General features: G+C 71.9%; 28 protein-coding genes. 19 read left to right on the top strand and 9 right to left on the bottom strand.

All coding sequences use genetic code 11. The features are described from left to right. The first annotated feature begins 94 nt into the window (after positions 1 to 94). On the top strand, positions 95 to 679 hold the full coding sequence (locus ACWA15_RS12665) for a CueP family metal-binding protein (RefSeq protein ID WP_464055674.1): 585 nt from the start codon (positions 95 to 97) through the stop codon (positions 677 to 679). Between the two features lie 17 nt (positions 680 to 696). Next, positions 697 to 2,190 (top strand): PQQ-binding-like beta-propeller repeat protein, encoded by a 1,494-nt coding sequence (locus tag ACWA15_RS12660; RefSeq protein ID WP_464055673.1) that lies wholly within the window; start codon positions 697 to 699, stop codon positions 2,188 to 2,190. 10 nt (positions 2,191 to 2,200) lie between these two features. Here the strand turns inward: ACWA15_RS12660 and ACWA15_RS12655 are convergent, their stop codons facing one another. From ACWA15_RS12655 to ACWA15_RS12640, 4 genes are read right to left on the bottom strand one after another with little or no spacing between them, the layout of a single operon-like run. After that, positions 2,201 to 3,778: an ATP-binding cassette domain-containing protein gene (locus ACWA15_RS12655; RefSeq protein WP_464055672.1), complete on the bottom strand. Its 1,578-nt coding sequence runs from the start codon at positions 3,776 to 3,778 to the stop codon at positions 2,201 to 2,203. After that, the gene (locus ACWA15_RS12650) at positions 3,775 to 4,611 is read right to left on the bottom strand and encodes an ABC transporter permease (protein ID WP_464055671.1); all 837 of its coding nucleotides are present in this window, start codon (positions 4,609 to 4,611) and stop codon (positions 3,775 to 3,777) included. Before ACWA15_RS12650 ends, ACWA15_RS12655 begins: the two co-directional genes overlap by 4 nt. Then, positions 4,608 to 5,576, bottom strand: a complete 969-nt coding sequence (locus tag ACWA15_RS12645; RefSeq protein ID WP_464055670.1) for an ABC transporter permease — start codon at positions 5,574 to 5,576, stop codon at positions 4,608 to 4,610. The genes ACWA15_RS12650 and ACWA15_RS12645 overlap by 4 nt, the downstream gene beginning before the upstream one ends. A 2-nt stretch (positions 5,577 to 5,578) precedes the next feature. Next, a complete protein-coding gene (locus ACWA15_RS12640; RefSeq protein ID WP_464055668.1) occupies positions 5,579 to 7,225 on the bottom strand; it encodes an ABC transporter substrate-binding protein in 1,647 nt (548 codons plus the stop codon). An 81-nt stretch (positions 7,226 to 7,306) separates the two neighbouring features. Between ACWA15_RS12640 and ACWA15_RS12635 the strand changes: the two genes are divergently transcribed. Together ACWA15_RS12635 and ACWA15_RS12630 are read left to right on the top strand one after the other, a co-directional pair. Then, the gene (locus tag ACWA15_RS12635) at positions 7,307 to 7,906 is read left to right on the top strand and encodes a TetR/AcrR family transcriptional regulator (RefSeq protein WP_464055667.1); all 600 of its coding nucleotides are present in this window, start codon (positions 7,307 to 7,309) and stop codon (positions 7,904 to 7,906) included. A gap of 17 nt (positions 7,907 to 7,923) precedes the next feature. Beyond that, a complete protein-coding gene (locus tag ACWA15_RS12630) occupies positions 7,924 to 8,481 on the top strand; it encodes a hypothetical protein (protein ID WP_464055666.1) in 558 nt (185 codons plus the stop codon). On the opposite strand, the gene ACWA15_RS12625 is transcribed toward ACWA15_RS12630, so the two are convergent. Further along, positions 8,478 to 8,981 (bottom strand): hypothetical protein, encoded by a 504-nt coding sequence (locus tag ACWA15_RS12625; protein WP_464055665.1) that lies wholly within the window; start codon positions 8,979 to 8,981, stop codon positions 8,478 to 8,480. The genes ACWA15_RS12630 and ACWA15_RS12625 overlap by 4 nt on opposite strands. Before the next feature lie 138 nt (positions 8,982 to 9,119). On the opposite strand from ACWA15_RS12625, the gene ACWA15_RS12620 reads away from it, so the two are divergent. After that, complete coding sequence (locus ACWA15_RS12620; protein WP_464055664.1) at positions 9,120 to 9,494, top strand: zinc ribbon domain-containing protein YjdM; 375 nt, start codon at positions 9,120 to 9,122, stop codon at positions 9,492 to 9,494. Positions 9,495 to 9,547: 53 nt separating this feature from the next. Then, entirely contained in the window at positions 9,548 to 9,955 is a 408-nt protein-coding gene (locus ACWA15_RS12615) for a hypothetical protein (protein WP_464055663.1), read from the top strand. Here the strand turns inward: ACWA15_RS12615 and ACWA15_RS12610 are convergent. Beyond that, positions 9,952 to 10,953: a LacI family DNA-binding transcriptional regulator gene (locus tag ACWA15_RS12610; protein WP_464055662.1), complete on the bottom strand. Its 1,002-nt coding sequence runs from the start codon at positions 10,951 to 10,953 to the stop codon at positions 9,952 to 9,954. The two genes, ACWA15_RS12615 and ACWA15_RS12610, sit on opposite strands and share 4 nt — an antisense overlap. Before the next feature lie 59 nt (positions 10,954 to 11,012). Here ACWA15_RS12610 and ACWA15_RS12605 point away from each other — a divergent pair, with 59 nt between their 5' ends. The 3 genes from ACWA15_RS12605 to ACWA15_RS12595 all read left to right on the top strand — a co-directional run bounded on the left by ACWA15_RS12605 (position 11,013) and on the right by ACWA15_RS12595 (position 13,030). Further along, on the top strand, positions 11,013 to 11,435 hold the full coding sequence (locus tag ACWA15_RS12605) for a YchJ family protein (RefSeq protein ID WP_464055661.1): 423 nt from the start codon (positions 11,013 to 11,015) through the stop codon (positions 11,433 to 11,435). 60 nt (positions 11,436 to 11,495) lie between these two features. Beyond that, on the top strand, positions 11,496 to 12,521 hold the full coding sequence (add, locus tag ACWA15_RS12600; protein ID WP_464055660.1) for an adenosine deaminase: 1,026 nt from the start codon (positions 11,496 to 11,498) through the stop codon (positions 12,519 to 12,521). 104 nt (positions 12,522 to 12,625) lie between these two features. Further along, positions 12,626 to 13,030 carry a DUF1304 domain-containing protein gene (locus ACWA15_RS12595; RefSeq protein ID WP_464055658.1) on the top strand — a complete coding sequence of 135 codons (405 nt, stop codon included), beginning with the start codon at positions 12,626 to 12,628 and terminating at the stop codon, positions 13,028 to 13,030. A 28-nt stretch (positions 13,031 to 13,058) separates the two neighbouring features. On the opposite strand, the gene ACWA15_RS12590 is transcribed toward ACWA15_RS12595, so the two are convergent. Both ACWA15_RS12590 and ACWA15_RS12585 read right to left on the bottom strand, forming a co-directional pair. Next, positions 13,059 to 13,685, bottom strand: a complete 627-nt coding sequence (locus ACWA15_RS12590) for an alpha/beta hydrolase (protein WP_464055656.1) — start codon at positions 13,683 to 13,685, stop codon at positions 13,059 to 13,061. A 44-nt stretch (positions 13,686 to 13,729) separates the two neighbouring features. Next, positions 13,730 to 14,176 (bottom strand): pilus assembly protein CpaE, encoded by a 447-nt coding sequence (locus ACWA15_RS12585; protein WP_464055655.1) that lies wholly within the window; start codon positions 14,174 to 14,176, stop codon positions 13,730 to 13,732. Positions 14,177 to 14,289: 113 nt separating this feature from the next. Between ACWA15_RS12585 and ACWA15_RS12580 the strand changes: the two genes are divergently transcribed. The 3 genes from ACWA15_RS12580 (at position 14,290) to ACWA15_RS12570 (ending at position 16,124) form a co-directional block, all read left to right on the top strand. Next, complete coding sequence (locus ACWA15_RS12580) at positions 14,290 to 14,661, top strand: PadR family transcriptional regulator (RefSeq protein ID WP_464055653.1); 372 nt, start codon at positions 14,290 to 14,292, stop codon at positions 14,659 to 14,661. After that, entirely contained in the window at positions 14,658 to 15,380 is a 723-nt protein-coding gene (locus tag ACWA15_RS12575; RefSeq protein WP_464055652.1) for a hypothetical protein, read from the top strand. The genes ACWA15_RS12580 and ACWA15_RS12575 overlap by 4 nt, the downstream gene beginning before the upstream one ends. A 102-nt stretch (positions 15,381 to 15,482) precedes the next feature. Then, a complete protein-coding gene (locus ACWA15_RS12570; RefSeq protein ID WP_464059496.1) occupies positions 15,483 to 16,124 on the top strand; it encodes a CYTH domain-containing protein in 642 nt (213 codons plus the stop codon). Here the strand turns inward: ACWA15_RS12570 and ACWA15_RS12565 are convergent. Beyond that, positions 16,121 to 16,642, bottom strand: coding sequence for a MarR family winged helix-turn-helix transcriptional regulator (locus tag ACWA15_RS12565; protein WP_464055651.1), 522 nt, complete (start codon positions 16,640 to 16,642; stop codon positions 16,121 to 16,123). The genes ACWA15_RS12570 and ACWA15_RS12565 overlap by 4 nt on opposite strands. Positions 16,643 to 16,729: 87 nt before the next feature. Here ACWA15_RS12565 and idi point away from each other — a divergent pair, with 87 nt between their 5' ends. From idi to ACWA15_RS12530, 7 genes are read left to right on the top strand one after another with little or no spacing between them, the layout of a single operon-like run. Further along, positions 16,730 to 17,326, top strand: a complete 597-nt coding sequence (gene idi / locus ACWA15_RS12560; RefSeq protein WP_464055650.1) for an isopentenyl-diphosphate Delta-isomerase — start codon at positions 16,730 to 16,732, stop codon at positions 17,324 to 17,326. Next, a complete protein-coding gene (locus tag ACWA15_RS12555; protein WP_464055648.1) occupies positions 17,323 to 18,474 on the top strand; it encodes a polyprenyl synthetase family protein in 1,152 nt (383 codons plus the stop codon). The genes idi and ACWA15_RS12555 overlap by 4 nt, the downstream gene beginning before the upstream one ends. Further along, the gene (locus ACWA15_RS12550) at positions 18,471 to 19,331 is read left to right on the top strand and encodes a phytoene/squalene synthase family protein (RefSeq protein WP_464055647.1); all 861 of its coding nucleotides are present in this window, start codon (positions 18,471 to 18,473) and stop codon (positions 19,329 to 19,331) included. The genes ACWA15_RS12555 and ACWA15_RS12550 overlap by 4 nt, the downstream gene beginning before the upstream one ends. Continuing rightward, positions 19,328 to 20,908, top strand: a complete 1,581-nt coding sequence (gene crtI, locus ACWA15_RS12545; RefSeq protein WP_464055646.1) for a phytoene desaturase family protein — start codon at positions 19,328 to 19,330, stop codon at positions 20,906 to 20,908. Before ACWA15_RS12550 ends, crtI begins: the two co-directional genes overlap by 4 nt. After that, the gene (locus ACWA15_RS12540; protein WP_464055645.1) at positions 20,905 to 21,249 is read left to right on the top strand and encodes a lycopene cyclase domain-containing protein; all 345 of its coding nucleotides are present in this window, start codon (positions 20,905 to 20,907) and stop codon (positions 21,247 to 21,249) included. The genes crtI and ACWA15_RS12540 overlap by 4 nt, the downstream gene beginning before the upstream one ends. After that, positions 21,246 to 21,581 (top strand): lycopene cyclase domain-containing protein, encoded by a 336-nt coding sequence (locus ACWA15_RS12535; RefSeq protein ID WP_464055644.1) that lies wholly within the window; start codon positions 21,246 to 21,248, stop codon positions 21,579 to 21,581. Before ACWA15_RS12540 ends, ACWA15_RS12535 begins: the two co-directional genes overlap by 4 nt. Further along, positions 21,578 to 22,477, top strand: coding sequence for a prenyltransferase (locus tag ACWA15_RS12530; RefSeq protein WP_464055643.1), 900 nt, complete (start codon positions 21,578 to 21,580; stop codon positions 22,475 to 22,477). Before ACWA15_RS12535 ends, ACWA15_RS12530 begins: the two co-directional genes overlap by 4 nt. Positions 22,478 to 22,481 lie beyond the last annotated feature (4 nt).

Raw genomic sequence — 22,481 nt, 5'->3', positions numbered from 1 at the left:
GGTCGATGATCTGTCGACAATAACCACGGGGAAACCCGTGAAAATGGGACCTTGATCCCTGCCCCCGCGCCCGCCAGCGGGCAGAATGGGGGCCATGAAGACCCGACTCCTCGCCCTCGCCGTCGCCGTGATCCTCCCGCTCGCGGCGTGCTCCACGCCCGACGGCGCGTCCCCGGCGCCTGAGTCCTCGACGACCGTCCAGGACGACACCGCTCTGCTCGCAGACTTCGGTCTCGACGGCATGGACGCGCGTGAGGCGATCGAGCACCTGGACCGCGGGACCGAGCGTCCTGCTGCTCTCATGGCCTCGATCCGCACCCACGAGCTCGTGCTGACCGCCGACGGGCACGAGACGACGCTCGCCATGCCGACCGACAGCTTCTACGTCTCGATCGCGCCGTACATCGACCAGACTCACGACTGCTTCTTCCACTCCCTGACGACCTGCCAGGGTGAGCTGGTCGAGGCGGACGTGCACATCACGGTGACCGACGACGCGACCGGAGAGACGATCCTCGATGAGCAGACGGTCACCTACGCCAACGGCTTCGTCGGTCTGTGGCTGCCGCGGGACATCACCGGGAGCCTCACGGTCACCCACGACGGCCGGTCGGTCGAGGCCCCGATCAGCACGGATGCCGACAGTGCCACCTGCCTGACGACGCTCCAGCTCGTCTGAGAGCCTACGATCTCGGGGTGGACGCGCTGACGCAGCAGGGAACGGAGAAGGCCCGCCCGGGGGGACGATCCGTTCGGGCGGTCATCCGCCGGTGGTGGGTCCTCGCACTGGCACTCGTCGTGGTCGTGGTGGCCTGGCGGATGAGCATGACCGCGGTGTATCTCGCCGGCCTGGTGCTGACCGTGGTGGGTGTCCTGGTCGCGCTGCGCGGCCACCGGTACTGGGCTGCGGCCGCTGCGGTGGTCGTGGTGGTGCTCGGGATCGGCGGTCCTTGGCTCGGAGTGCGCCTCGCGTACCGCGACGTGGGGGTCCCGGTCTCCGCCCACGTCGAGTCGTACCCGGACTACGTGGCGTCCGTCGGCGACGTCGCCTTGCTGGCGCAGCACGACACCGTCCTGGCGGTCGACGACACCGGCACGCTGGTCTGGCAGGCCGACCTCCCCGACCTCGCTGCGCTCTGGCCCCTCACGGATGGGCGGCTGCTCGCGCGGCTCGACGGCGAGCTCGTCGCCATCGACGGCGGCACGGACGGTGAACGAGCCTGGTCCAGGCCGCTGGTCTCGGAAGGTCGGCTGGTCGCGGCGACCGAGGACGTCGTCGTGCAACGGCTCTGCGTCGAGACGGAGGTGCCGGCGACCTGCACCTGGACCGGGATCGACCTCGCGGACGGTGCTGACCTCTGGGACGTCACGGGGGTCTGGGCGCCGGGATGGACCGTGAGGAACGGTGAGCAGACCTCCATCGCGAGGCGCATCGAGACCTCGCTGTTCACGGTGCAGGGCGAGGACGACCAGGTCGAGGTCTACGACGCGGACACCGGGCAGGCCCTGCAGGTCCTGCGGGGCCCGGACCTCTACCCGGTGCTGCTGGGTGATGCGGTGCTGGTGTTCCGCCTGGGTGACGAGTGCTCGGTCGAGCTCGTACGGGCGGCCGGCTCGCAGTGGACGAGCGGGTACCCGTGCGCACTGTGGAACGCACCAGACTCCGACCTCTCGCCGGTCGGATCCCGGGCGGGCGACGCGTACTGGGGTGTGACCGCCGACGACGGAGGCACCCTCGTCCTCGACCTGCGGGACGGCACGGTGCGCGAGGAGCCGACCACCTTCGGCCCGGTGATCTTCCCGTACGGGTTTGAGGACCCTGCCCCGGTCGAGGTCCTCGGCGCCGCGATCGACGTGCAGCTGAGCCGCGATGGGCTGGTCGGGCGCGACCCGGTCGACGAGACGCACTGGTGGGAAGCCGGCGTCCCGGGTACCGACATCAGGGCGGTGCAGGTGAGCAGCGGGGTGGTCGTGGTGAGCCGCTATCACCGACCGCTGCTGCTCCACGAGTGGTTCGCCCCGGAGGACCCCCGTACGGTCGTCGTCGAGGTGCTCGACGCCGTGAGCGGTGAGCGTCGCGCGGTGGTGCGGACAGAAGGCTGGTCCTCGGAACCCACGCTCGTGGGCGACCGTGTCCTGCTCGAGGTCGCCGACCTCGGCGGTGAGCCGACCCTTCGGCTTGTCGGCTGAGGACGTCCTCTCACGCGTTCGGCGACGTCGCCCCGGACGCCGCCGTGAGCAGCTCCCGGGTGAACGGGTCCTGCGGGTCGGCGAACACGTCCTCGACCGGCCCGCGCTCGACGACCCGACCGTCCCGCATGACCAGCACCGTGTCGCAGACCCGTCGCACGACCGCGAGGTCGTGGGAGACGAAGACCATCGACAGTCCTCGGTCCCGCTGCAGCCCGGTGAGCAGGTCGAGGATCTCGCTCTGCACCGTGACGTCGAGGGCGGAGACCGGTTCGTCGCACACGAGCACGTCGGGTTCCAGGGCCAGCGCCCGCGCGATCGCGAGCCGTTGTCGCTGACCACCGGACAGGGAGCGGGGACGGCGGCCGAGCGTCGCGCGCGGCAGGTGCACGGCGTCGAGCAGATCGTCTGGGCTCGCGGCCGACCGGCCGCGGGCCAGCGCCTCGCGCAGGATCTGTCCGGCGCTGTACCGGGGGTCGAAGGACCCGAGAGGGTCCTGCGGGACGAGCTGAACCCGGTGGCGGCGGCCCGCGCGGCCCCGCGCACCGCCGCCGCTCCACGGCTCCCCGTCGAGGGTGACAGCTCCGGCGTCGGGCAGGTCGGCGGCGAGCAGCAGGCGGGCGAGCGTCGTCTTGCCCGAGCCGGACTCCCCGACCAGGCCGAGCGCCTCCCCGCGGCGCAGGTCGAGGTCGACGCCGTCGACCGCCCGGACGTGGCCGCCGCCCGGGGTGGGGAAGGTGCGCGAGAGCCCGCTCGCGGACAGCACCACGGGACCGAAGGTCGGAGCGGGTCCGGACTTGGACCCACGCGGCACGGCCGCGGCGAGGCGCCGGGTGGTGGGGTGGGTGGGCGCGGTGAGCACCTGCGCGGTGGGTCCGTGCTCGATGATCACCCCGGCCTCGAGCACGACCACGCGGTCGGCGATCCGGGCGACGGCCGCGAGGTCGTGGCTGATCAGCAGCAACGCCGTACCGCCGTCGCGCAGCGTGGCCAAGGTGTCCAGGACGCGCGCGGAGACGGTCGCGTCGAGGGCCGTCGTCGGCTCGTCCAGGACGAGCAGGGGCGGCGCGGCGACGAGCGCGGAGGCGAGGAGGGCGCGCTGGCGCATGCCGCCGGAGAGCTGGCCCGGGCGCTGGGCGTAGCGCAGCTCGGGGGAGTCCAGGCCCGCGGCCACCAGGGCACCCAGCACACGTTCGCGGCGCTGCGCGCGTGGCACCTTGCGGAGCGCGAGGGTCTCCCCGACCTCGGCGCCCACCGTGCGCAGCGGGTCGAGTGAGGCGAGCGCGTCCTGCAGCACGAGGCCGGCGCCCGCACCCCGCAGCGCCCGCCAGCCACGATCGGAGAGCCGGCGCACGTCCGTGCCCCCCACGGTGAAGCGGTCGGCGCTCACCCGAGCGGTCGCCCCGCCCTCGGAGGCGAGACCGAGCACGGACCGCACGAGGACCGACTTCCCCGAGCCGGACTCACCGACGACGGCGACGCACTCCCCGGGCGCGACGGTCAGGTCGAGGCCGCGCAGCACCTCCCCGACCCCGGCGAAGGACACCCGCAGGCCGCGGATCTCGAGTGACGGCGTGGGCGCGGTCATGCGGGGGCCAGCCGTCCGAGCCGCCGGCCGAGGACGGTGAGCGCCGCGGCCGTGAGGGTGATCGCCAGGCCCGGGGCGAGAGTCAGCCACCAGGCCCGGACCAGGTAGACGCGGCCGCCGTTGACCATCGCGCCCCACTCCGGTGACGGGGGGAGCGCGCCGAGGCCGAGGAAGCTCAGCGCCGAGACCCACACGATCGCCTGCCCGACGCCGAGGGTCGCCACCGCGACCAGCGGCCACAGCGTGTTCGGGGCGATGTGCCGAAGGAAGACGCCGGCTGCGGGCTGGCCCTCGAGGCGTGCGGCCTCGACGTAGGCGCTGCCCGCCACCGCGCGGACCTGCGAGCGCAGGATCCGCGCGTACCCCGGAGCGGTCGCCAGGCCGACCGCGAGGAGGGTGGGCGTCACGCCCTTGCCCATGACCGCCACGAGCAGCAGGGCGAGCACGAGCGAGGGCAGGGCGAAGAGCACCTCGACGACGCGGCTCAGCGCGGCGTCGAGAGGGCGCGGCCCGAGGCCCGCCAGCAGCCCGATGACCAGGCCGAGCCCGACACCGATGGCCGTCGCCGCCGCGCCGATCCCGAGGGACTGGCGCGTGCCGTGGACCACGCGGGTGAGCACGTCGCGGCCGGACTCGTCGGTCCCGAACCAGTGCCCGGGGCCGGGGGCCGCGAACGCGGCACGGGGGTCGATCGCGTCCGGGTCACCGGGGGCGAGCAGGCCCGGCCACACGGCCGCGGCGACCATGAGGCCGACCGCCACGAGGGCGAGGGCCCCGGCGACGCCGAGCGACCGCAGGCGTGCGCGGCGGGCGGAGGTCGTGGACGTGGTCATACGATCACCGCCTCTCCGCGCGTCGATCGCCCGCGCGGGCGCGGGTCGACGAGGCGTTCCACGCCGTCGGCGATCGTCATGACGAGGGTATAGGCGAGGGCGACGACGAGGACGACGGCGACGACGACCGGCACGTCGCGGGCGTTGGTCGCGTCGAGCAGCAGCCGGCCCAGTCCTGGGCGCCCGAACAGCGACTCCACGACGACCGCGCCGCTGAGCAGGGACCCGAAGGCCCACCCGGACAGGGAGATCGCCGGCAGGGCGGCGTGCCGCAGGGAGTGCCGCCACAGGATGCGCGTCTCGGAGGCGCCCCGGGCGCGGGCCGTCGTCGCGAAGGGTGCGGCCGCGGCCTCGTCCAGGCCGTCGCGCAGGACCTGACCGAGGAACCCCGCGGTGGGGACGGCGAGGGTGACGACGGGCAGCACGAGAGAGGCCGGCGCGGCGCCGACGCTGGTGGCCGGGAACCAGCCGAGCGTGGCGGAGAAGACGAGGATGAGCACCGCGCCGAGCCAGAAGTGCGGCACGACGGTGGCGACCACCTCACCGGCCTGCACCACGGCGCCCGCGGCGCGGCCCAGGGCGCCGCGGCGGCGGGTCGCGAGGGTCGCAGCGGTCAGGGCGATGGCCCAGGCGAGGGCGAGGGCGCACACCGCCAGGAGCGTGGTCGAGGCGAGCTGGGCTCCGACGAGGTCGGCGACCGGTGCCTTGCGGGCATAGGAGTCGCCGAGCTGGAACGTGACGATCCGTCGCATCTGGACGAGGTACTGCACGATCAGCGGTGCGTCCAGGCCGTAGTCGGCCCGGGCCTGGGCGACGGCGTCGGGCCCGGCCTGGGAGCCGGGCCCGCCGAGGATCGCCTCGGTCGGGTCGCCGCCGGAGGCGCGCAGGGCGAAGAAGACGACGGTCGTGACGACCCAGGCGACCAGGGCTGCGGCCCCGACCCGTCCCAGCGCCCAGCGCAGCACGCTCAGCTCAGACGGGTGTCGAGGAAGGTCGGCGTCGAGACCGTGTGCAGGGTCCGGATCCCGCTCGCGCCGCGGACCAGGAAGTGGTTCTGCTGGTCGTAGAGCGGCAGCACGTAGAAACCGTCCAGGACGCTCTGCTGGGCGCTCGCGTAGAGCGCGGCGCGCTCGGTCTGGTCGGTCGTGGCGGCTGCGCGGTCGAGGACGTCGTCCAGGGCCGGGTCGGCGAGCTGGGCGTGGTTGGCGAAGTACCCGCTCGGGGCGGGCGTGATGCCGCTGGAGTGGTAGAGGATGCGCAGCACGTCCGGGCCGACCTTGGTGTAGGGGGCGCTGACGATCTCGTACTCGTTCGCGGCGAGGGCGCCGTACCAGCCGCTCAGGTCGAGCGGGGTGATGACCACCTCGAAGCCGACGCCGCGCGCGTTCGCCTGGATCTGCTCGAAGAGCGACTGCTCCGCGGCGACGGACTGGTTGGTGCTCACCGGGAAGCGCAGCATGAGGCGCGCCCCGTCCTTGGTGCGGTAGCCCTCGTCGTCGCGCCCGGTCCAGCCGGCCGCGTCGAGGAGGGTGTTCGCTGCGTCGGCGTCCGCGGCGAAGAGGGAGTCGTCGGAGGTGGCGAGCGGCTCGCTGCTGGAGAGCGGGGAGTAGGAGCGGGTCACCGTGCCGGCGTAGAGGGTCTCGATGCCGGGGTCGACGTCGGCTGCGCGGATGAAGGCCTCGCGGACCCGGGCGTCGTCGAAGGGCGCCTGGCCGGAGTTGAGCTCGATCCGGTTGACCGAGCCGGGGCGCGGCGCGTCGATGTCGGTGACGTCGCCGCCGGCCTGCGCGGCCGCGACGGCGTCGGGCTGGGGGTTGTCGATGACGTGCACCTCACCGGACTGGAGCGCGGCGGAGCGCGTCGCGGCGTCGGGGACAAAACGCCAGACGATCCGGTCCAGGTGGGCGGGGCCGGTGTGCTCGGCGCCGGGCGCCGCGGTCGTGTAGCTGTCGTTGCGGACGAGGTCCACCTGCTGCTGAGGGGTCCAGCTCTCCACGACGAACGGTCCGGTGCCCACCGGAGCGGCGCAGTTGGCATCCGTGCCCCGAGCGATGCCCGCCGGCGACTGGATCGCTGTCCACTGCTGGCTGAGCGACTCGAGCAGGGCCGAGTCCGGCGCGCTCAGGTGGAAGCGCGCGTGGGTCGCGTCGACCACCTCGACGTCGGCGACCTTCGCGAGCGCGAGGAAGCCGGTCGAGGAGCCGGTCGCCGGATCCTGCAGGTGGGCGACGTTCGCCTTCACGGCCTCGGCGTCGAAGGGGGTCCCGTCGGTGAAGGTGATGCCCTCGGCGAGGGTGAAGTCCCAGGTGAGAGCATCCTCGCTGACCGTCCAGCCGGTCGCGAGCCACGGCAGGATCTCACCGTCCGCGTCGCGTCCCACGAGGGGCTCGAGCACGTGGGTGCTGAGCAGAGCCTGCGGGTAGTTGCCGCCGACGTGCGGGTCGAGGCAGCTGGGTTCGGCGTCCCCGGTCGCGTAGACGAGCGTGCCACCGTCCTGGGGTGTGCCTGACGCCGCGGTGGTGTCGCTCGCGCAGGAGGCAAGGACGAGGGCGACGGGGATGAGCAGCGCGACAGCGGCTCGGCGCCGGGTGGTGGCGCGTCGGACGGCAAGCATGATGCTCCAGGTTCGTGTGAGGGTTGTTGGACTGGGTCTCACAATAGGTCGAACACGTGAGGTGCTGTCTACGATCAGGTCATGAGCCACCAGCCCCCGTCACGTCGCTCCGTGGGGCGCCCACCCGCCTCGTCCCGCGCCATGCTTGAAGAAGCGGCGGGTGAGCTCTTCCTCGAACGCGGATACTCCGCCACGTCGGTGGCAGACATCACAGCCCGGGCGGGTGTGAGTCGTGCCACCTTCTTCAACTATGTCGGCGCGAAGAGCGATCTGCTGTGGTCGGGCTTCGACGCGGGCGTGGCCGGGCTCGAGGAGCTGCTCGCTGATCACGAGGGCGACGATCCAGACGTCGGAGCCACCGTCCGCGGCGCCCTGCGGGCGGTCGCGACTGCGCTCGCGCCCGGCAACGTCGCGCTCGCCTTCCTCCACGCCGAGCCGATGGGGCTCACCGACGAGCTCCGGCGCGCGGCCGCCCTCCGCGTGAGCGACGTCGCGGTGGTCCTGGCGCGCTTCGCGGTCGCCCGCGGGGTGGATCCGCTGCGGGCCGACGTCGCGGGGACCGCCTACGCCGGGGCGCTCGTCGCCGCGGTCGCGGCGTGGTCGCGCGCGGGAGCGACGAGGACGTCGTTGCCCGAGATGCTCGACGCCGCGCTCGTCCCGGTCCACGACGCGCTGGACTGACGCGCGATGATGGTCCGGTGAGCACTCACGAGACCCGCCCCGACCGCCCCGCCGGGGATTCCCTCGCCCGGGTCCAGGCCACGCTCGACCGGGCGGCCCGCACCCTGGCCGCAGCGGGCGCCCGGGACGAGGCGCTCGCGGAGTACGTCGAACCGCGCAAGGTCTGGGGGCTGACCCGCCCCGCGGTGCTGCGACCGGTGGCCCGGGCCTGGCGGCTCGGGGCGCTCCTGCTCGGACGAGACGGGACCCTCTACGCGACCGGGGCGATCGTGCGGGCCGGTGAGGCGGGGGTGCGCAACCACCAGTCCCGGTCGGCCGAGGACCGCCGCGACCTGCGCGCGGCTGCGCTGCGGGGGAAGTTCGCGCCGGGGGAGACGGTCAACCACGGGTGGAAGGTCATCGACCTGTCCGCCCTCGTGCCACCCGGGCCGGTGCACGGGCACGGGCTGGTTCTCCTCGGACCGGACGGGTCCGTCCGGGTGCGGTGGAACGCCGCCCTGGGCGACGGTGCGTCCCGCGAGCTCGGTGCCTACGTCGAGGAGCGGGTCGGTCTGCTCCTCGAGCCTCCCGGCTAGGAGGTCGCCTTCTTCACCTGGGCGACAGCGTCAGAGACGGCGTCCGCCCCGGTGACGGCCTCGATCGCGTCGCGGACGTCGCCCGCACCACCCTCGCCGCCGCAGGTCCCCGCCGAGGAGCTGATCCTCTCCTCGTCGACCTCGATGTCGATGTCCGCGGTGCTCCCACCCACACAGTCGCCGGTGTCGTCGTCGCCGGCGAGCAGCCCCGCCTCGTCGAGGATCGCCACGGCGCCGGGCACGTCGATCGGGACGCCGGTGGCACTCCCCACCTCGTCGTCATAGCCGGACCAGGTCAGCGTGTACGTCTCCGCGGTGAGCTCGAGCTCGAGCTCGTAGTGCCCGGGGGGTGGGAGGGACCCGTTGGAGAAGGTGAGCGTCCCCGTCATCGCCGACGCGGCCTCGCTCTCCTCCGGGGACGGGGTGGCCGGCGCGCAGGCGGTCGCGAGCACCAGGCAGGCGGCAGCGACGACCGCGAAGGGGAGGCGGGGTGTGGTCACGAGGGTGTCCTTCCGAGGGTGCCCATCGGCCGAGGGACGTCGTCACGATAGCCCCGCTCGCGGTGCGCCGACCATGGGGTGAACAACCCAGGTGCTGGCGCCGGTGGTCCCACCTGAGCCGGTGCGCCCTCGACTAGCATGTCCGGGGTGACTGACGCCCAGACCTCGTTGCCCCCGTGCCCGCAGTGCTCGAGTGAGTACACCTACGAGATGGGCGCCCTCCTCGTGTGCCCCGAGTGCGCGCACGAGTGGGCCGCCGGTGCGGTCGAGGACACCGACGAGGGGTCTACCGGGCGGGTGATCAAGGACGCGGTCGGCAACGTCCTCGCCGACGGTGACACCGTCACCGTGATCAAGGACCTCAAGATCAAGGGCAGCTCGACCGTCATCAAGGTGGGCATGAAGGTCCGCAACATCCGCCTGGTCGACGGCGTGGGCGACCACGACATCGACTGCAAGGTCGACGGCGTGGGACCGATGCAGCTCAAGTCCTCCGTGGTGAAGAAGGTCTAGCAGGCCTGTCCCGTCCAGTGGCTATTGCCCGGGTGAGGTCTAGTATCGGAGACATGGTGCTCTTTCTCATCCGGGCAGTGATCTTCCTCGTCTCAGCGGCCCTCGGGCTGCTTGTCGCCTCATGGGTGCTGGACGACGTCACGGTGAACGCAACCGGGTTCACGGTCGCCGTGCTGGTCTTCGCCGTCGCGCAGAGCGTGCTGTCCCCGTTCATCGCGAAGATGACGGCACGCAACGCCCCAGCGTTCCTGGGCGGCATCGGCCTGCTCTCGACGTACGTCGCACTCCTCATCGCCTCGCTGGTCAGCGACGGGCTGGAGATCTCCGGGGTGCAGACCTGGATCCTCGCGACGCTCATCGTCTGGCTCGTGACCGCACTGGCGACCTTCCTCCTGCCGATGGTCTTCCTCCGCAACAAGGTCGACGAGCGGCGCACCACCCCGCGGGTCCCACCGGTCTAGCCGCCGGTGCTCGCCCGCACGAGGATCGTGTGCGCGATGGTCGCGCGGCGCACTGGCGCGTCGGGATCGTTCATCCGCTCGACGAGCATCTGCAGCGCCCGCTCGGCGAAGGCGCGCTTGTCGAAGGAGACCGTGGTCAGCGGCGGAACCGTGTGCCGGCCGTCGGCGATGTCGTCGAACCCGGCCACGACCGCGTCGTGGGGCACGGCATACCCCAAGGACCACAGCACGCCGAGCGTCGCGACCGCCATCGAGTCCGTGAAGCAGAAGAAGGCGTCCGGGAGCGGGTGGGAGTCGAGGTAGCTGCGCACCACGACGGCGGCGCCGTCGGGAGACCAGTTGTCGCAGCCGATCTCGAGGTCGGGGTCGGGCTCGATGCCGGCGTCGGCAAGCCCCGCGTGATACCCCGCCAGGCGCAGCCGGGCGGTGGCTCGGCCCAGGGTGTCCGGGGAGCCGACCACCGCGATCCGGCGGTGACCGAGGCTGAGCAGGTGCGCCGTCATGTCGCGGGCGGCGGCGACCGAGTCGACCCACACCTGGTCCACCCGGTCCTGCTCGACCTCACCGATGAGCACGACCGGGGGAAGCGGGCCGGAGTCGGCGATCGCGCTGTCGGCCAGGACCACCGGGTTGAGGATGAGACCGTCGACCAGGTGCGCGCGGGCCCGCGAGAGCAGGTTCCACTCGCGGTTGCTCTCCGAGCCGGTCTCCTCGATCTGCACCGCCCAGCCCTGCTCATGAGCGACCTCGACGAAGTGGTGGGCGATCTCGGCGGAGTACGCCGTCGCCAGGTCGGGCAGGGCCAGGGCGATGACCCCGGAACGCCCGTTGCGCAGGGCTCGGGCGCTGAGGTTGGGCACGTAGGCAAGCTCTGCGAGGGCCGTCTCGACCCGCGCGCGGGTCTCCGGGCGCACGAAGATGCCACCGTTGATGACGTTCGAGACCGTCTTGGGTGAGACCCCAGCGCGCAGGGCGACATCCTTCACCGTGGCGCGCATGGTCCTGCCTCTCGCTGGGAGGTGTCCATTATCCACGGCTCTTGGCGCAGAATGAGGAGGTGACGACGCGCTCTGCTCCGACAGCTCTGCCAGCTCCCGACTGCCCCTGTGGATCCGGGCTGCCCTACGCCGCCTGCTGCGGCGTCGTCCACGAGGGGCATGGGCGCTCGGGCCCGTCAGCCCCGACCGCTGAGGCGCTCATGCGCTCGCGGTTCAGTGCCTTCGCGCTCGGGCTCATCGACTACCTCTCGGCGACCTGGCACCCCTCGACCCGACCGGTGGACCTCGAGCTCGACCCGGGCACCACCTGGACCCGCCTGCGGATCCTGTCCCGCACCCTCGGCGGGCCCGACGACGCGACCGGCACCGTGGCCTTCCGCGCCCACTTCGTCCACGACGGCGAGCGCGGCTCCCAGAGCGAGACCAGCCGCTTCGTGCGGGACGAGGGTCGCTGGAGCTACCTCGACGGCGAGGTCGGGTAGGGGCACGTCAGGTCGGTCCCCGGGCTAGATTGGAGCCTCCCGACCGAAAGGTGTCTGACCGTGGCACTGCCTTCCTCGCCCACCCGCGAGTTCATCACCGGCCTCCCCAAGGCCGAGCTCCACCTGCACCTCGAGGGCACCCTCGAGCCCGACCTCAAGCTTGCGCTCGCCCAGCGCAACGGGATCACCATCGCGCAGTCGAGCCTCGGCGAGGTCGAGGCGAGCCACCAGTTCGACTCTCTCGCGAGCTTCCTCGCCGTGTACTACCCGGCGATGGACGTCCTGGTCACCGAGCAGGACTTCTACGACCTCGCCCACGCCTACCTGCTGCGCGCCGCGGCCGACGGTGTCCGGCACGTCGAGATGTTCTTCGACCCGCAGGCGCACACCGTGCGCGGGGTCCCTTTCGCCGACGTCGTGGGCGGGTACCACCGGGCGGCCGTCGAGGCGGCGGACTTCGGAGTCGACGCCGACCTCATCCTGTGCTTCCTGCGTGACCATTCCGCCGAGAGCGCCGCGGCCACGCTCGAGGCCTCGGTGCCGTTCCAGGACCTCATCCTCGGGGTGGGGCTCGACTCCGACGAGCGCGACAACCCGCCGGCGAAGTTCGCCGCGGTGTTCGCCCGCGCCCGTGAGCTCGGCTACCTCCTGACGATGCACTGCGACATCGACCAGGTGGGCAGCATCGAGAACATCCGCCAGGTGATCGAGGACATCGGCGTGGACCGGATCGACCACGGGACGAACATCGTGGAGAACCCCGCGCTCGTCGAGCTGGTCCGCGCCCGCGGGCTCGGACTGACCTGCTGCCCGCTCTCCAACGGCGTCATCACCTCCGACACGAAGTCGGCCGAGATCGCGGCGCTGCTGCGCGCCGGGGTCAAGGTCACGGTCAACTCCGACGACCCGGCGTACTTCGGCGGCTACGTCGCGGCGAACTACGTGGTGCTCGCGGAGCACGCGGGACTGTCCAGCGCAGAGGTCGTCGCGCTGGCGAAGAACTCCTTCGAGGCCTCCTGGATCTCGGACGAGGACAAGGCCGCCTACCTCGAGGAGATCGACGCGTACGTCGCCGACTTCGTCTGACGCCCGTCCACCCTGCTTGCCCACCCTGCTTGCCCACCCTGCTTGCCCACCCTGCACGTCCACCCTGCTTGTCCACCCTGCTTGTCCACCCTGAGAGGCACCCCATGGTCGAGACCGTCCCCGTCGTCGCCGCCGTCCTCGCGATCCTCGCGGGCCTGATCCACGTCTACATCTTCGTCATGGAGAGCGTGACCTGGACGTCGGAGCGCACCCGGGCGACCTTCGGCGTCGGGTCCGAGGCTGAGGCCCTGGCCACCCGGGAGCTGGCCTACAACCAGGGCTGGTACAACCTCTTCCTGGCGGCCGGAGCGATCGGCGGGGCGGTCGTCGGTCTCGCCGCGAGCGGCACGGCGCAGACCTGGGGAGCCGCCATCATGGTGTTTGCGACGGCATGCATGGCCGCCGCGGCCCTCGTGCTCATCACCAGGAACGTGGCGATGGTGCGGGCCGCGGCGGTCCAGGGCGTGCTGCCCCTGCTCGCGGTGGTGACGGTGGTGCTGCTCGGCTGAGTCGCGCCACGCCACGCCACCAGCGGTCTCAGGCCGGCAGGTTCGCCCGCAGGAACGCGGCCACGTCCTCGAGCTCCTCACCGGTGATGCCGTGGGCCAGGCCCGGGTAGACGACCTCCGTCGTCGTGGTGTGCCGGGGGAGCCAGGCGCTCGTGCGGGCGAAGGCGGAGTCCGCGATGACCGGGTCGCGGTCCCCGCGGCCGAAGAACACCGGCGGTGCCAGCGCCGCGAGCGTCTCGTCGCCGGCCAGGACGGTGTCCGCGATGAAGCCGGAGAGCACGACGCCGGCGAAGAAGCGCCCGGGCCGGCTGCGCAGCAGGTGGGTGACCATGAGGCCGCCCTGGGAGAACCCGAGCAGGGCGACCGGGGTCTCGGCGGGAACGGCGTCGTCGAGCCAGGCCAGGACGGCGTCGGCGGCGTCCTGGGTGGCGGCCGGGTCGGGGCGGCCGGGGTCGGCGATCGGCACCCAGGCGTAGCCCATGCCGGCCGGCAGCGGGGCCCGGACCGAGACGGTGGCCAGCTCGGTGGGCAGGTGCGGGACGAGGCCCAGGAGGTCCGCCTCGTGCGAGCCGTAGCCGTGCATGAGCAGGAGCAGGGGCTGGTCGGAGCGAGGGTCGCCGGACCAGATGGCGGCGTCGGCAGAGAGAGTGGTCATCCCCGAACCCTACGACGCCCCCGGGTCCGGTGGGGTCGGGCTGCTCAGACCTCGGCGGATGCGGTGATGAGTGCCAGCAGGGCCCGGGCATAGGCGTTCGTGGGCTCGGTGTCGGTGAACTCCAGGACCTGGTCGCCGAGGAGGATCACGACGGTGTGCTGGGCGCCCCCGTGCTCCCGGCCGTCGGTCGCACCGCCGGGATGGACCGTGCTCAGCGAGCGGAAGGTGCGCCCGAGGAGGGAGCGCAGCTGCTCCTCGGACGGCAGCCACAGCGTCTGGTCGATGCTCACCGAGTCGAGCGCCCACTCGGTCGTGCCGTTGAACCGCAGGATCGTCTCGTCGGTGTACTGGTGCACCTCGATCGTCAGGTCGCTGACGGTGAAGACCACGGTCTCGAGCTCCTCGGCCTGGATGGAGAACTGGTCCCCGGCAGCGGGGTGCCAGTGGAGCCCGGAGAGGGCGAGTGAACGGGCGAGGTCGTGGGAGATCATCACACCAGTGTCGGGGGGAGAGGGCGTGTGCGCACGTGGGCGCGGTTTCTGAGCTCCAGTAGGTAGACAGTCTGTCTAGTTAGCCGTACTGTCTAGCTATGGGTCAACGGGACATGAGCGAACAGGTCTGGCCGGGTGAGTGGCTGCGCGGGGTGCTGGGGGTGTGCGTGCTCGGCATCCTCGAGGCGGGGCCCACCTACGGGTACGCGATCGCCGCGGCGCTCGCCGACGGCGGGCTCGGCACCATCAAGGGCGGGACGCTCTACCCCCTGCTCGGCCGGTTCGAGGAAGCCGGGCTGGTAACCGTCGAATGGCGGGCCGGTGACGGGGGACCGGGACGGAAGTACTTCGCGCTGACCCCGGCCGGGACCGCCGAGCTCGCCCGACAGTCCGCCCAGTGGTCCGCCTTCACGACCGTGACCCGGTCCTTCATCACCTCCCACGCCGCCCCACCCCACACCGACCCGGAAGAGAGCCCCTCATGACCACATCCAGCACCACGAAGAAGTGGCGGGACGCCTTCATCATCGAGCTGCGCCTGCGGGGTGCGGACGGCAGGCAGATCGGCGACGAGCTGGCCCTGGTGGAGTCGCACTGCCAGGATGCGGGCGCGGGAGTCGAGGAGGCGTTCGGCGATCCGGTCGCCTACGCGCGGTCGGTCGTGGTCGCGGATGACGGAGCGCAGGCTCTCAGCGGGAAGGAGAGTCGTCGGCTCGTCCTGCGGACGCTCGCACAGGCGATCGGCCTCATGCTCCTGCTCGAGTCCACCCTCGCGCTGCGCGACGGCCGGCAGGTGACGTTCACCGGGGTCGAAGTGGTCATGGTGCTCGTGCTCACCGTGCTCCTCGTCCTGCTGGTCACCCATGCCGACAGGGTGATGCGCTTCGTCGCCCAGCGCTCGATCGTGATCGTGGGCCTGCTCGGCGCAGTGCTCTTCGCGGCCTTCATGGGCGTCGCCCTTGCGGCCGGCCCGGCAGCCTCGGTCGTCGCCCTGACCCTGCCCGCCGGGGTAGCCGCCGCAGCCGGTGCCGTGATGCTCGTGCTGCCGTCGGTCATCACCTCGACCTCGGACGACGACGCCATCGTCGTGCCGCTGACCGCCGCGCCGGTCCGGCCTGCACCGGGCTGGTCAACTATCGCGCTGCGCTGGTGGGTGCCGGTCGCCGGGCTCACCCTGTGCGCACTCATGTGGGTCATGCTGTGACCAGCAGCGCGCCGGTCCACAGCCCTTGCGCCCACCGTCGCAACCGCGGAAAATGGTAGGTTGCAGGCAGCAGCGACCGGCGACCCGAAGGGACGATGGACAGTGAGTGACTGCGGGTACGGTGACTTCGAGTTCGAGCGTCGCTTCTTCGTCGACGACCTCCCCCCGGCGGCGCTCACCGAGCCCGACCCGATGCTCATCATCCAGAGCTACTACCTCGCGGCCCAGGGGTACGCCATGCGCCTGCGGGTGCAGTCGAGCTCGGTCCTGCTGCCCCTCGACGGGACCGAGGACGAGCTGACGATCATGTCCGACTATGCCTCGGAGTTCGAGTTCTGCGCGGTGACGATCAAGGGCCCCATGAACGGTGGCACCCGCTACGAGGCGGAGCGGGAGATCGACGTGAGTGTCGGCCTCGACATGATCCGCCTCGGTGGTCAGCGCATCATCAAGAACCGCTACGCGATGTGGCTCGACGGCGACGGCTGGGTCGTCGACGTCTTCGGTGGGAGCAACCGGCCGCTGGTCATCGCCGAGTGTGAGCGGGGCGGTCCGGTGACCGACCTGACCATCCCGAGCTTCTGCGTCACCGAGGTGACCGAGGACCGCCGGTTCTCCAACGAGTCGCTCTCGCAGAACCCCTACAGCACCTGGGCCGCGGACTACGCCGTCGAGCTGGCCGGCCAGGGACCGCGGTTCCTCCAGGGGTTCGGTCACAACACGATGGGCACCGGTCCGGTCTAGGATCGCGGCGTCAGCGCATTGATGCCCTCGGAGTCGAGGTGCTCCGACATCCGGACGAGGAAGTCGGCGACGTCCTGGCGTGAGCTCGCGGGGACCGCCGCGGCGATCTCCCGCATGGCGGCGTGCATGCGCTCGAGCCGGTCCCGGATCTCGTCGTGGGCATGGGGCGTCGCGGTGATCACGAGCGCCCGCCGATCGGTGGGGTGTGGGTGGCGTTCCAGGTGGCCTGAGGCGGTGAGCCGGTCGAGCAGCTTGGTCGTCGAAGCGGTCGAGATGCCGAGCCCGGCGCTGAGGTCGCGAGGGGTTACCAGCCGGTGGCGCGGCTCAGCGGCGATGACGATCTGCAGCGCCTGCATGTCGGACTCGTTCATGTCCATGTCGGCGCTCATCCGCCGCCGCATGTCCTGGTCGCTGCGGCGGAATCGTCTGAGCGCGTGCAAGATGGCGACTACTGAGTCATTGTCGGCGTACCAGTAGTTCTCGTGCTCGTTGCTTCGAGAGGGGGTGTCCACACCCATATGCTACCTTGACTAGTAACTAGCCAAACTAGCAATATCAAGCTCTGGCCACGACACCCACCGATCCAGCAGACAGGAGGTCACCCGATGCCACCCACGAGCGGCCCGCTCCTGACCCCGCACCCGACCGTCCCCGTGGTCGGTGGCCACCCCGACCACGTCGTGCTCCTCGACGAGGCCGGCACCCCGATCGGCACCGCACCGCGGGCGACCGTGCACTCGACGACCACACCCCTGCACCTCGCCTTCTCCTGCTACCTCATCCGCGGGGGCGGGGAGGTCCTCGTCACCCGTCGGGCGCTCGCCAAGCGCACCTGGCCCGGCGTGTGGACCAACTCCTTCTGCGGGCACCCCCGCAGCGGGGAGTCCTTGCCCGACGCCGTCGCGCGGCACGCCCAGCACGAGCTCGGCCTCACGGTCGACGGCGTCGAGATGGCCCTCCCGGACTTCCGCTACCGCGCCGTCGACGCCTCCGGCATCGTCGAGAACGAGATCTGCCCCGTGCTCCTGGCCACGACCGACCAGGACCCCGTGCCCAACCCTGACGAGGTCATGGACATGGCCTGGGTCTCGATGGAAGACCTCGGGCGGTCCATCACCGCGACCCCGTGGGCCTTCAGTCCGTGGATGGTGCTCCAGCTCGGGCAGCTCAGCCGGATCGACCTCACGGGAGGCGTGTCATGAGCAGCCAGACCCGACCGATGCACACGCTCGACCACCTCCTGGGCCGCGGGCGTCTGGACCTGCCCGAGCACACCGACCGACCAGCCGCGCAGGTCCCCGCGCCCGCTGTCCCCGCGCCCACCACGGTCGACGCCGTGCTCGACGACTTCTTCCGCGCCTCGCTCGAGCGGTCAGCCGCCTACGGCGAGGACTACGCCGAGCTCTGGCAGAGCCTGCACCGGGCCTCCCAGGGAGGCAAGCGGTTCCGTCCCGCGCTGCTCACCGGGATCTACCGCCACCTCGGCGGCGCCGACGAGCGCCTGGCCTGCACCCTGGCGGCGGCGGTCGAGCTCCTGCACACCGCCTTCGTCGTGCACGACGACGTGATCGACCACGACGACGTGCGCCGGGGGCGGCTCAACGTCTCAGGAACCTTCGCCCAGAGCGTCCGCTCGGCTGACGGGGGCGAGACCCAGGCGGCGACCCTCGGCGCGGCCGCCGGGATCCTCGCCGGTGACCTCGCGCTCACCGGGGCCCTCCGCCTGGTCGCCTCCAGCACCGCCGGCCCGAGCGTGCGTGAGGACCTGCTGGCCCTCTTCGACCACGCGATCTACGCGACCGCTGCCGGTGAGCTCTCTGACGTCCGGTACTCCCTCGGCCCGGCCGCAGCGACCCTGACCGAGGTGGTCACCATGGCGGCGAACAAGACCGCCGTGTACTCCTTCGAGCTCCCCCTCCAGGCGGGTGCCCTGCTGGCCGGGGCGGACCGTCGCACGATCGCGGGACTGGGCCACCTCGGGCGTCTCGTCGGTGTCGCCTTCCAGCTGCACGACGACCTGGACGGCATCTTCGGGGACGAGGACGTCACCGGGAAGAGCGTGCTCACCGACCTCCGGGAGGGCAAGGTCACCCCGCTGGTCGCCCACGCCCGCGGAACCGAGCAGTGGCCGCTCGTCGAGCGCCACCTCGGCACAACCGGCCTCACCCACGACCAGCTGCACGAGGTCGGGGCGGCGCTCGAGGCCTCCGGGTCACGGGCGTTCATCGAAGATCTCGCGGAGGAGCAGCTCGCCTCGGCGCGCCGTCTCGCCGCCGACCTGTCCCTGCCACCGGGCGCCGTCGGATGGCTCGAGTCGATGACCCGTTCGCTCCCCTGGAGGTCCGCATGAGTGCCCTGATCAGCGACGCCCGCTACGACGCGGTCTCCCAGGCGAGCGCTGCCGCGGTGATCCGCGGCTACTCGACGTCCTTCGGGTGGTCGTGCCGCATGCTCGGGCGACCGGTCCGCGCCCACGTGCGCAACATCTACGCCCTCGTCCGGCTCGCGGACGAGATCGTCGACGGCCCGGTGAGCGCCCACGACCCCGCCCGCGGCCTCGTGCTGCTCGACGAGCTCGAGCGGGAGACCGTCCAGGCGGTGGCCGAGGGGTACAGCACCAACCTCGTGGTGCACGCCTACGCGCTCACCGCACGACGTTTCCAGCTGCGACCGGAGCTCCTGACGGCCTTCTTCACCTCGATGCGGATGGACCTGACGACTGTGACCCACACACCCGCCTCCCTCGCCACCTACATCTACGGCTCGGCCGAGGTCGTGGGGCTGGCCTGCCTGCAGGTCTTCCTCGGGGCCGCCGGGCGCACCGACTACGACGCGCTCGCCCCCGGCGCCCGTCGCCTGGGCGCGGCCTTCCAGAAGATCAACTTCCTGCGCGACCTCGGCGCCGACCACGATGGCCTGGGGCGCAGCTACTTCCCCGGGATCGACCCGACCCGCCTCACCGACGGCGACCGTGACCTGCTCGTCGCCGACATCCGCGCGGACCTCGTCGCGGCCGGGGACGCGCTCGCCGCGCTGCCCTCGAACAGCAGGGCCGCCGTCGCTGCCGCCCACGGGCTCTTCACCGAGCTCACCCGGCGGATCGCCGACACCCCCGCGGAGCAGCTGCGCCGGACCCGGGTGCGTGTCCCCGGCCCGGTCAAGGTGCGCGTGCTGGCCCGCTCCCTCGCCACCGGAGGACGGCCGTGAGCCGGGTCGTGGTCATCGGAGGAGGCATCGCCGGTCTCGCGACGGCCGCGCTGCTGGGGCGGGAAGGTCACCAGGTCGACCTCATCGAGAAGAACTCCGCCCTCGGTGGGCGGGCGGGGTCCTGGGAGCGCGACGGCTTCCGCTTCGACACCGGCCCCTCGTGGTACCTCATGCCGGAGGTCTTCGACCACTTCTTCCGCCTCCTGGGCACGAGCGCCGACGCCGAGCTCGACCTCACCCTCCTCGACCCCGGATACCGGGTGTTCGTCGAGGGCGGTGGCGACCCGCTCGACATCGCCGCGGACCTCGAGAGAAACATCGCGATCTTCGACGGCGTCGAGCCGGGCGCGGGGGAGCGGCTGCGCACCTATCTCGCCTCCGCCCGGACCACCTACGACCTCGCCACCGAACGCTTCCTGTACTCCTCCTTCCAGTCGATGACCACCCTGCTGCGGGCGGACGTGCTGCGCAACGCCGGGAAGCTCGTCTCGTTCCTGGTGCGCCCGCTCGACCGCTTCGTCGCCCGGTCCTTCACCCACCCCACGCTGCGCCAGGTGCTCGGCTACCCGGCGGTGTTCCTCGGGTCCTCCCCGGACCGCGCACCGAGCATGTACCACCTCATGAGCCACCTCGACCTGGCCGACGGCGTGCTCTACCCCCAGGGCGGCTTCACCACGATCATCGCCGCGATCGAGCGTCTCGCCCGGGCCGAAGGGGTGAGGATCCACACCGACACCACCGTCACCCAGATCCGGACAGGACCCGCTGCCGGGCCGCGCCGGGGGCGCCGCCCGCGCGCCGCAGTGCGCGGCGTCGTCGCGCGGACCGGGGACGGGCCGGACCGGGTGATCGAGGCAGACGTCGTCGTCTCCGCGGCCGACCTGCACCACACCGAGACCACGCTGCTGCCCGAGGCGCTCCAGACCTACCCGCAGCGCTGGTGGGACACCCGCAACCCCGGCCCTGGCGCGGTCCTGGTCGAGCTGGGGGTCGAGGGGACCCTGCCCGAGCTCGCTCACCACTCGCTCTTCTTCACGACCGACTGGCAGACGAACTTCGACGCGATCTTCGGCGACGCCCCCCACGTACCCGATCCAGCGTCGATCTACGTCTGCAAGCCGTCCCAGACCGACCCGAGCGTCGCGCCCGCCGGGTCGGAGAACCTCTTCGTCCTCGTCCCGGTGCCCGCGGACCCCTCGATCGGGCGCGGGGGCACCGACCGCTCAGGTGACCCCACGGTCGAGAAGGTCGCCGACGCCGCGATCGCGCAGATCGCCGACTGGGCCGGGATCCCCGACCTCGCCGACCGCATCCTCGTGCGCCGCACCGTGGGCCCGGGCGACTTCGTCGCCGACGTCAACGCCTGGTCCGGGGGAGCGCTCGGTCCCGCGCACACCTGGCGCCAGAGCGCCTTCCTGCGCGGGCGCAACGCCTCGAAGCGGGTGAGCGGGCTGCTCTACGCCGGCAGCAGCACGATCCCGGGGATCGGCCTGCCCATGTGCCTGATCAGCGCCGAGCTCGTGGTCAAGCGGCTGCGCTCGGACACGACGACCACTCCGCTGGCGGAGCCGCTGTGACGGGATGGGCATACCTCGGTGCGCTGCTGGCGTCCTTCGCCGCGATGCTCGCCGTCGACCACCGGTGGCGGGTGTTCTGGTGGGCTGACCGCCGGCGCGCGGCGATCGTCATGGCCGCCGGTATCGGGCTCTTCCTCGTGTGGGACGCCGCCGGCATCCTCACCGGGTCCTTCGAGCGCGGGGAGAGCGCGGGGATGACCGGGATCGAGCTGGCCCCGGACTTCCCGCTCGAGGAGCTCGTGTTCATCACCTTCCTGTGCCACCTGACGATGGTGCTCGTCGGCCTGGCCGGCCGCGTGCTCGACGCCGTGCGCCCCGCAGACCGGGAGACGGTCTCATGAGCTACGGCCAGCTCAACCTCATCATGCTGGGCGTCGTCGCGATCATCGCGGGGATCCTCGCCGTCCGCGCCCGGGCGGGCGCGCGGTGGTGGCTCCAGGTCGCCCTCGCGTGGGTCGTGCTCACGGTGCTGACGATCGTCTTCGACTCGATCATGATCGCCGCCGACCTCTTCCGCTTCGACGAGGAGAAGCTCACCGGGGTGACGGTGTGGCTCGCGCCGGTCGAAGACCTCGCCTGGCCGCTCGCCGCCGCGCTCCTGCTGCCCGCGGTGTGGGCGTGGCTGGGCGCGCGCCAGCAGGGCCGTCCGCAGGACGGAAGAATGCAGCCATGACTCAGACCCTCCCGTCCAGCGCCGTCCGCTCGGTCATCGCCTCGTCGCGGCCGATCAGCTGGATCAACACCGCCTATCCTTTCGCAGCCGCCTACCTCATGAGCGGCGGGCAGATCGGGGTGACCTTCGTCGTCCTGACGGTGTTCTTCCTCGTGCCCTACAACCTCCTCATGTACGGCATCAACGACGTCTTCGACTACGAGTCGGACCTGCGCAACCCGCGCAAGGGCGGGGTCGAGGGGATCGTGCTCGACCGAGGCCTGCACCGGCTGACCCTGTGGTCGGCCGTCCTGAGCACCGTGCCCTTCCTCGTCTTCGCCGTCGTCGTCGCGCTCGCCTCGACCGACGTCAACCCGGTCGCGTGCCTGGTGTCGCTGGCCGTGAGCATCGCCGCGGTGGTCGCGTACTCGGCGCCCGGGCTGCGGTTCAAGGAGCGCCCGGTCCTCGACTCCCTCACGTCGAGCACCCACTTCGTCAGCCCGGCCGTCGTCGGGCTGGCCTACGCGGGGGCGAGCCCGAGTGCGACGGTCTGGTTCACCCTGGCGGCGTTCTTCCTGTGGGGAGTGGCCTCCCAGGCCTTCGGCGCCGTCCAGGACATCGTCGCCGACCGCGCGGGCGGGATCGCCTCGATCGCCACGGTGTTCGGTGCGGCCCGGACCGTGCGGTTCGCGATGGCCTGCTACCTCGCGGCCGCGCTGCTCATGCTCGGCGCAGGCTGGCCGGGCGCGCTCGCGGGGGTGGTCCCGCTCGCCTACCTGGTGAACATCGCCGGCTACCGCTCCCTCGCCGACGCTGACTGCGAGAGCTCCAACGCCGGCTGGCGCCGGTTCCTCTGGCTCAACATCGTCAGCGGCTTCCTCATCACCCAGTTGCTCATCTGGATCGCACTCCGGTAGACCT

Source organism: Sanguibacter sp. TS_SC_8, from assembly GCF_055361235.1.
This window is presented reverse-complemented; position numbering and strand designations above follow the sequence as displayed.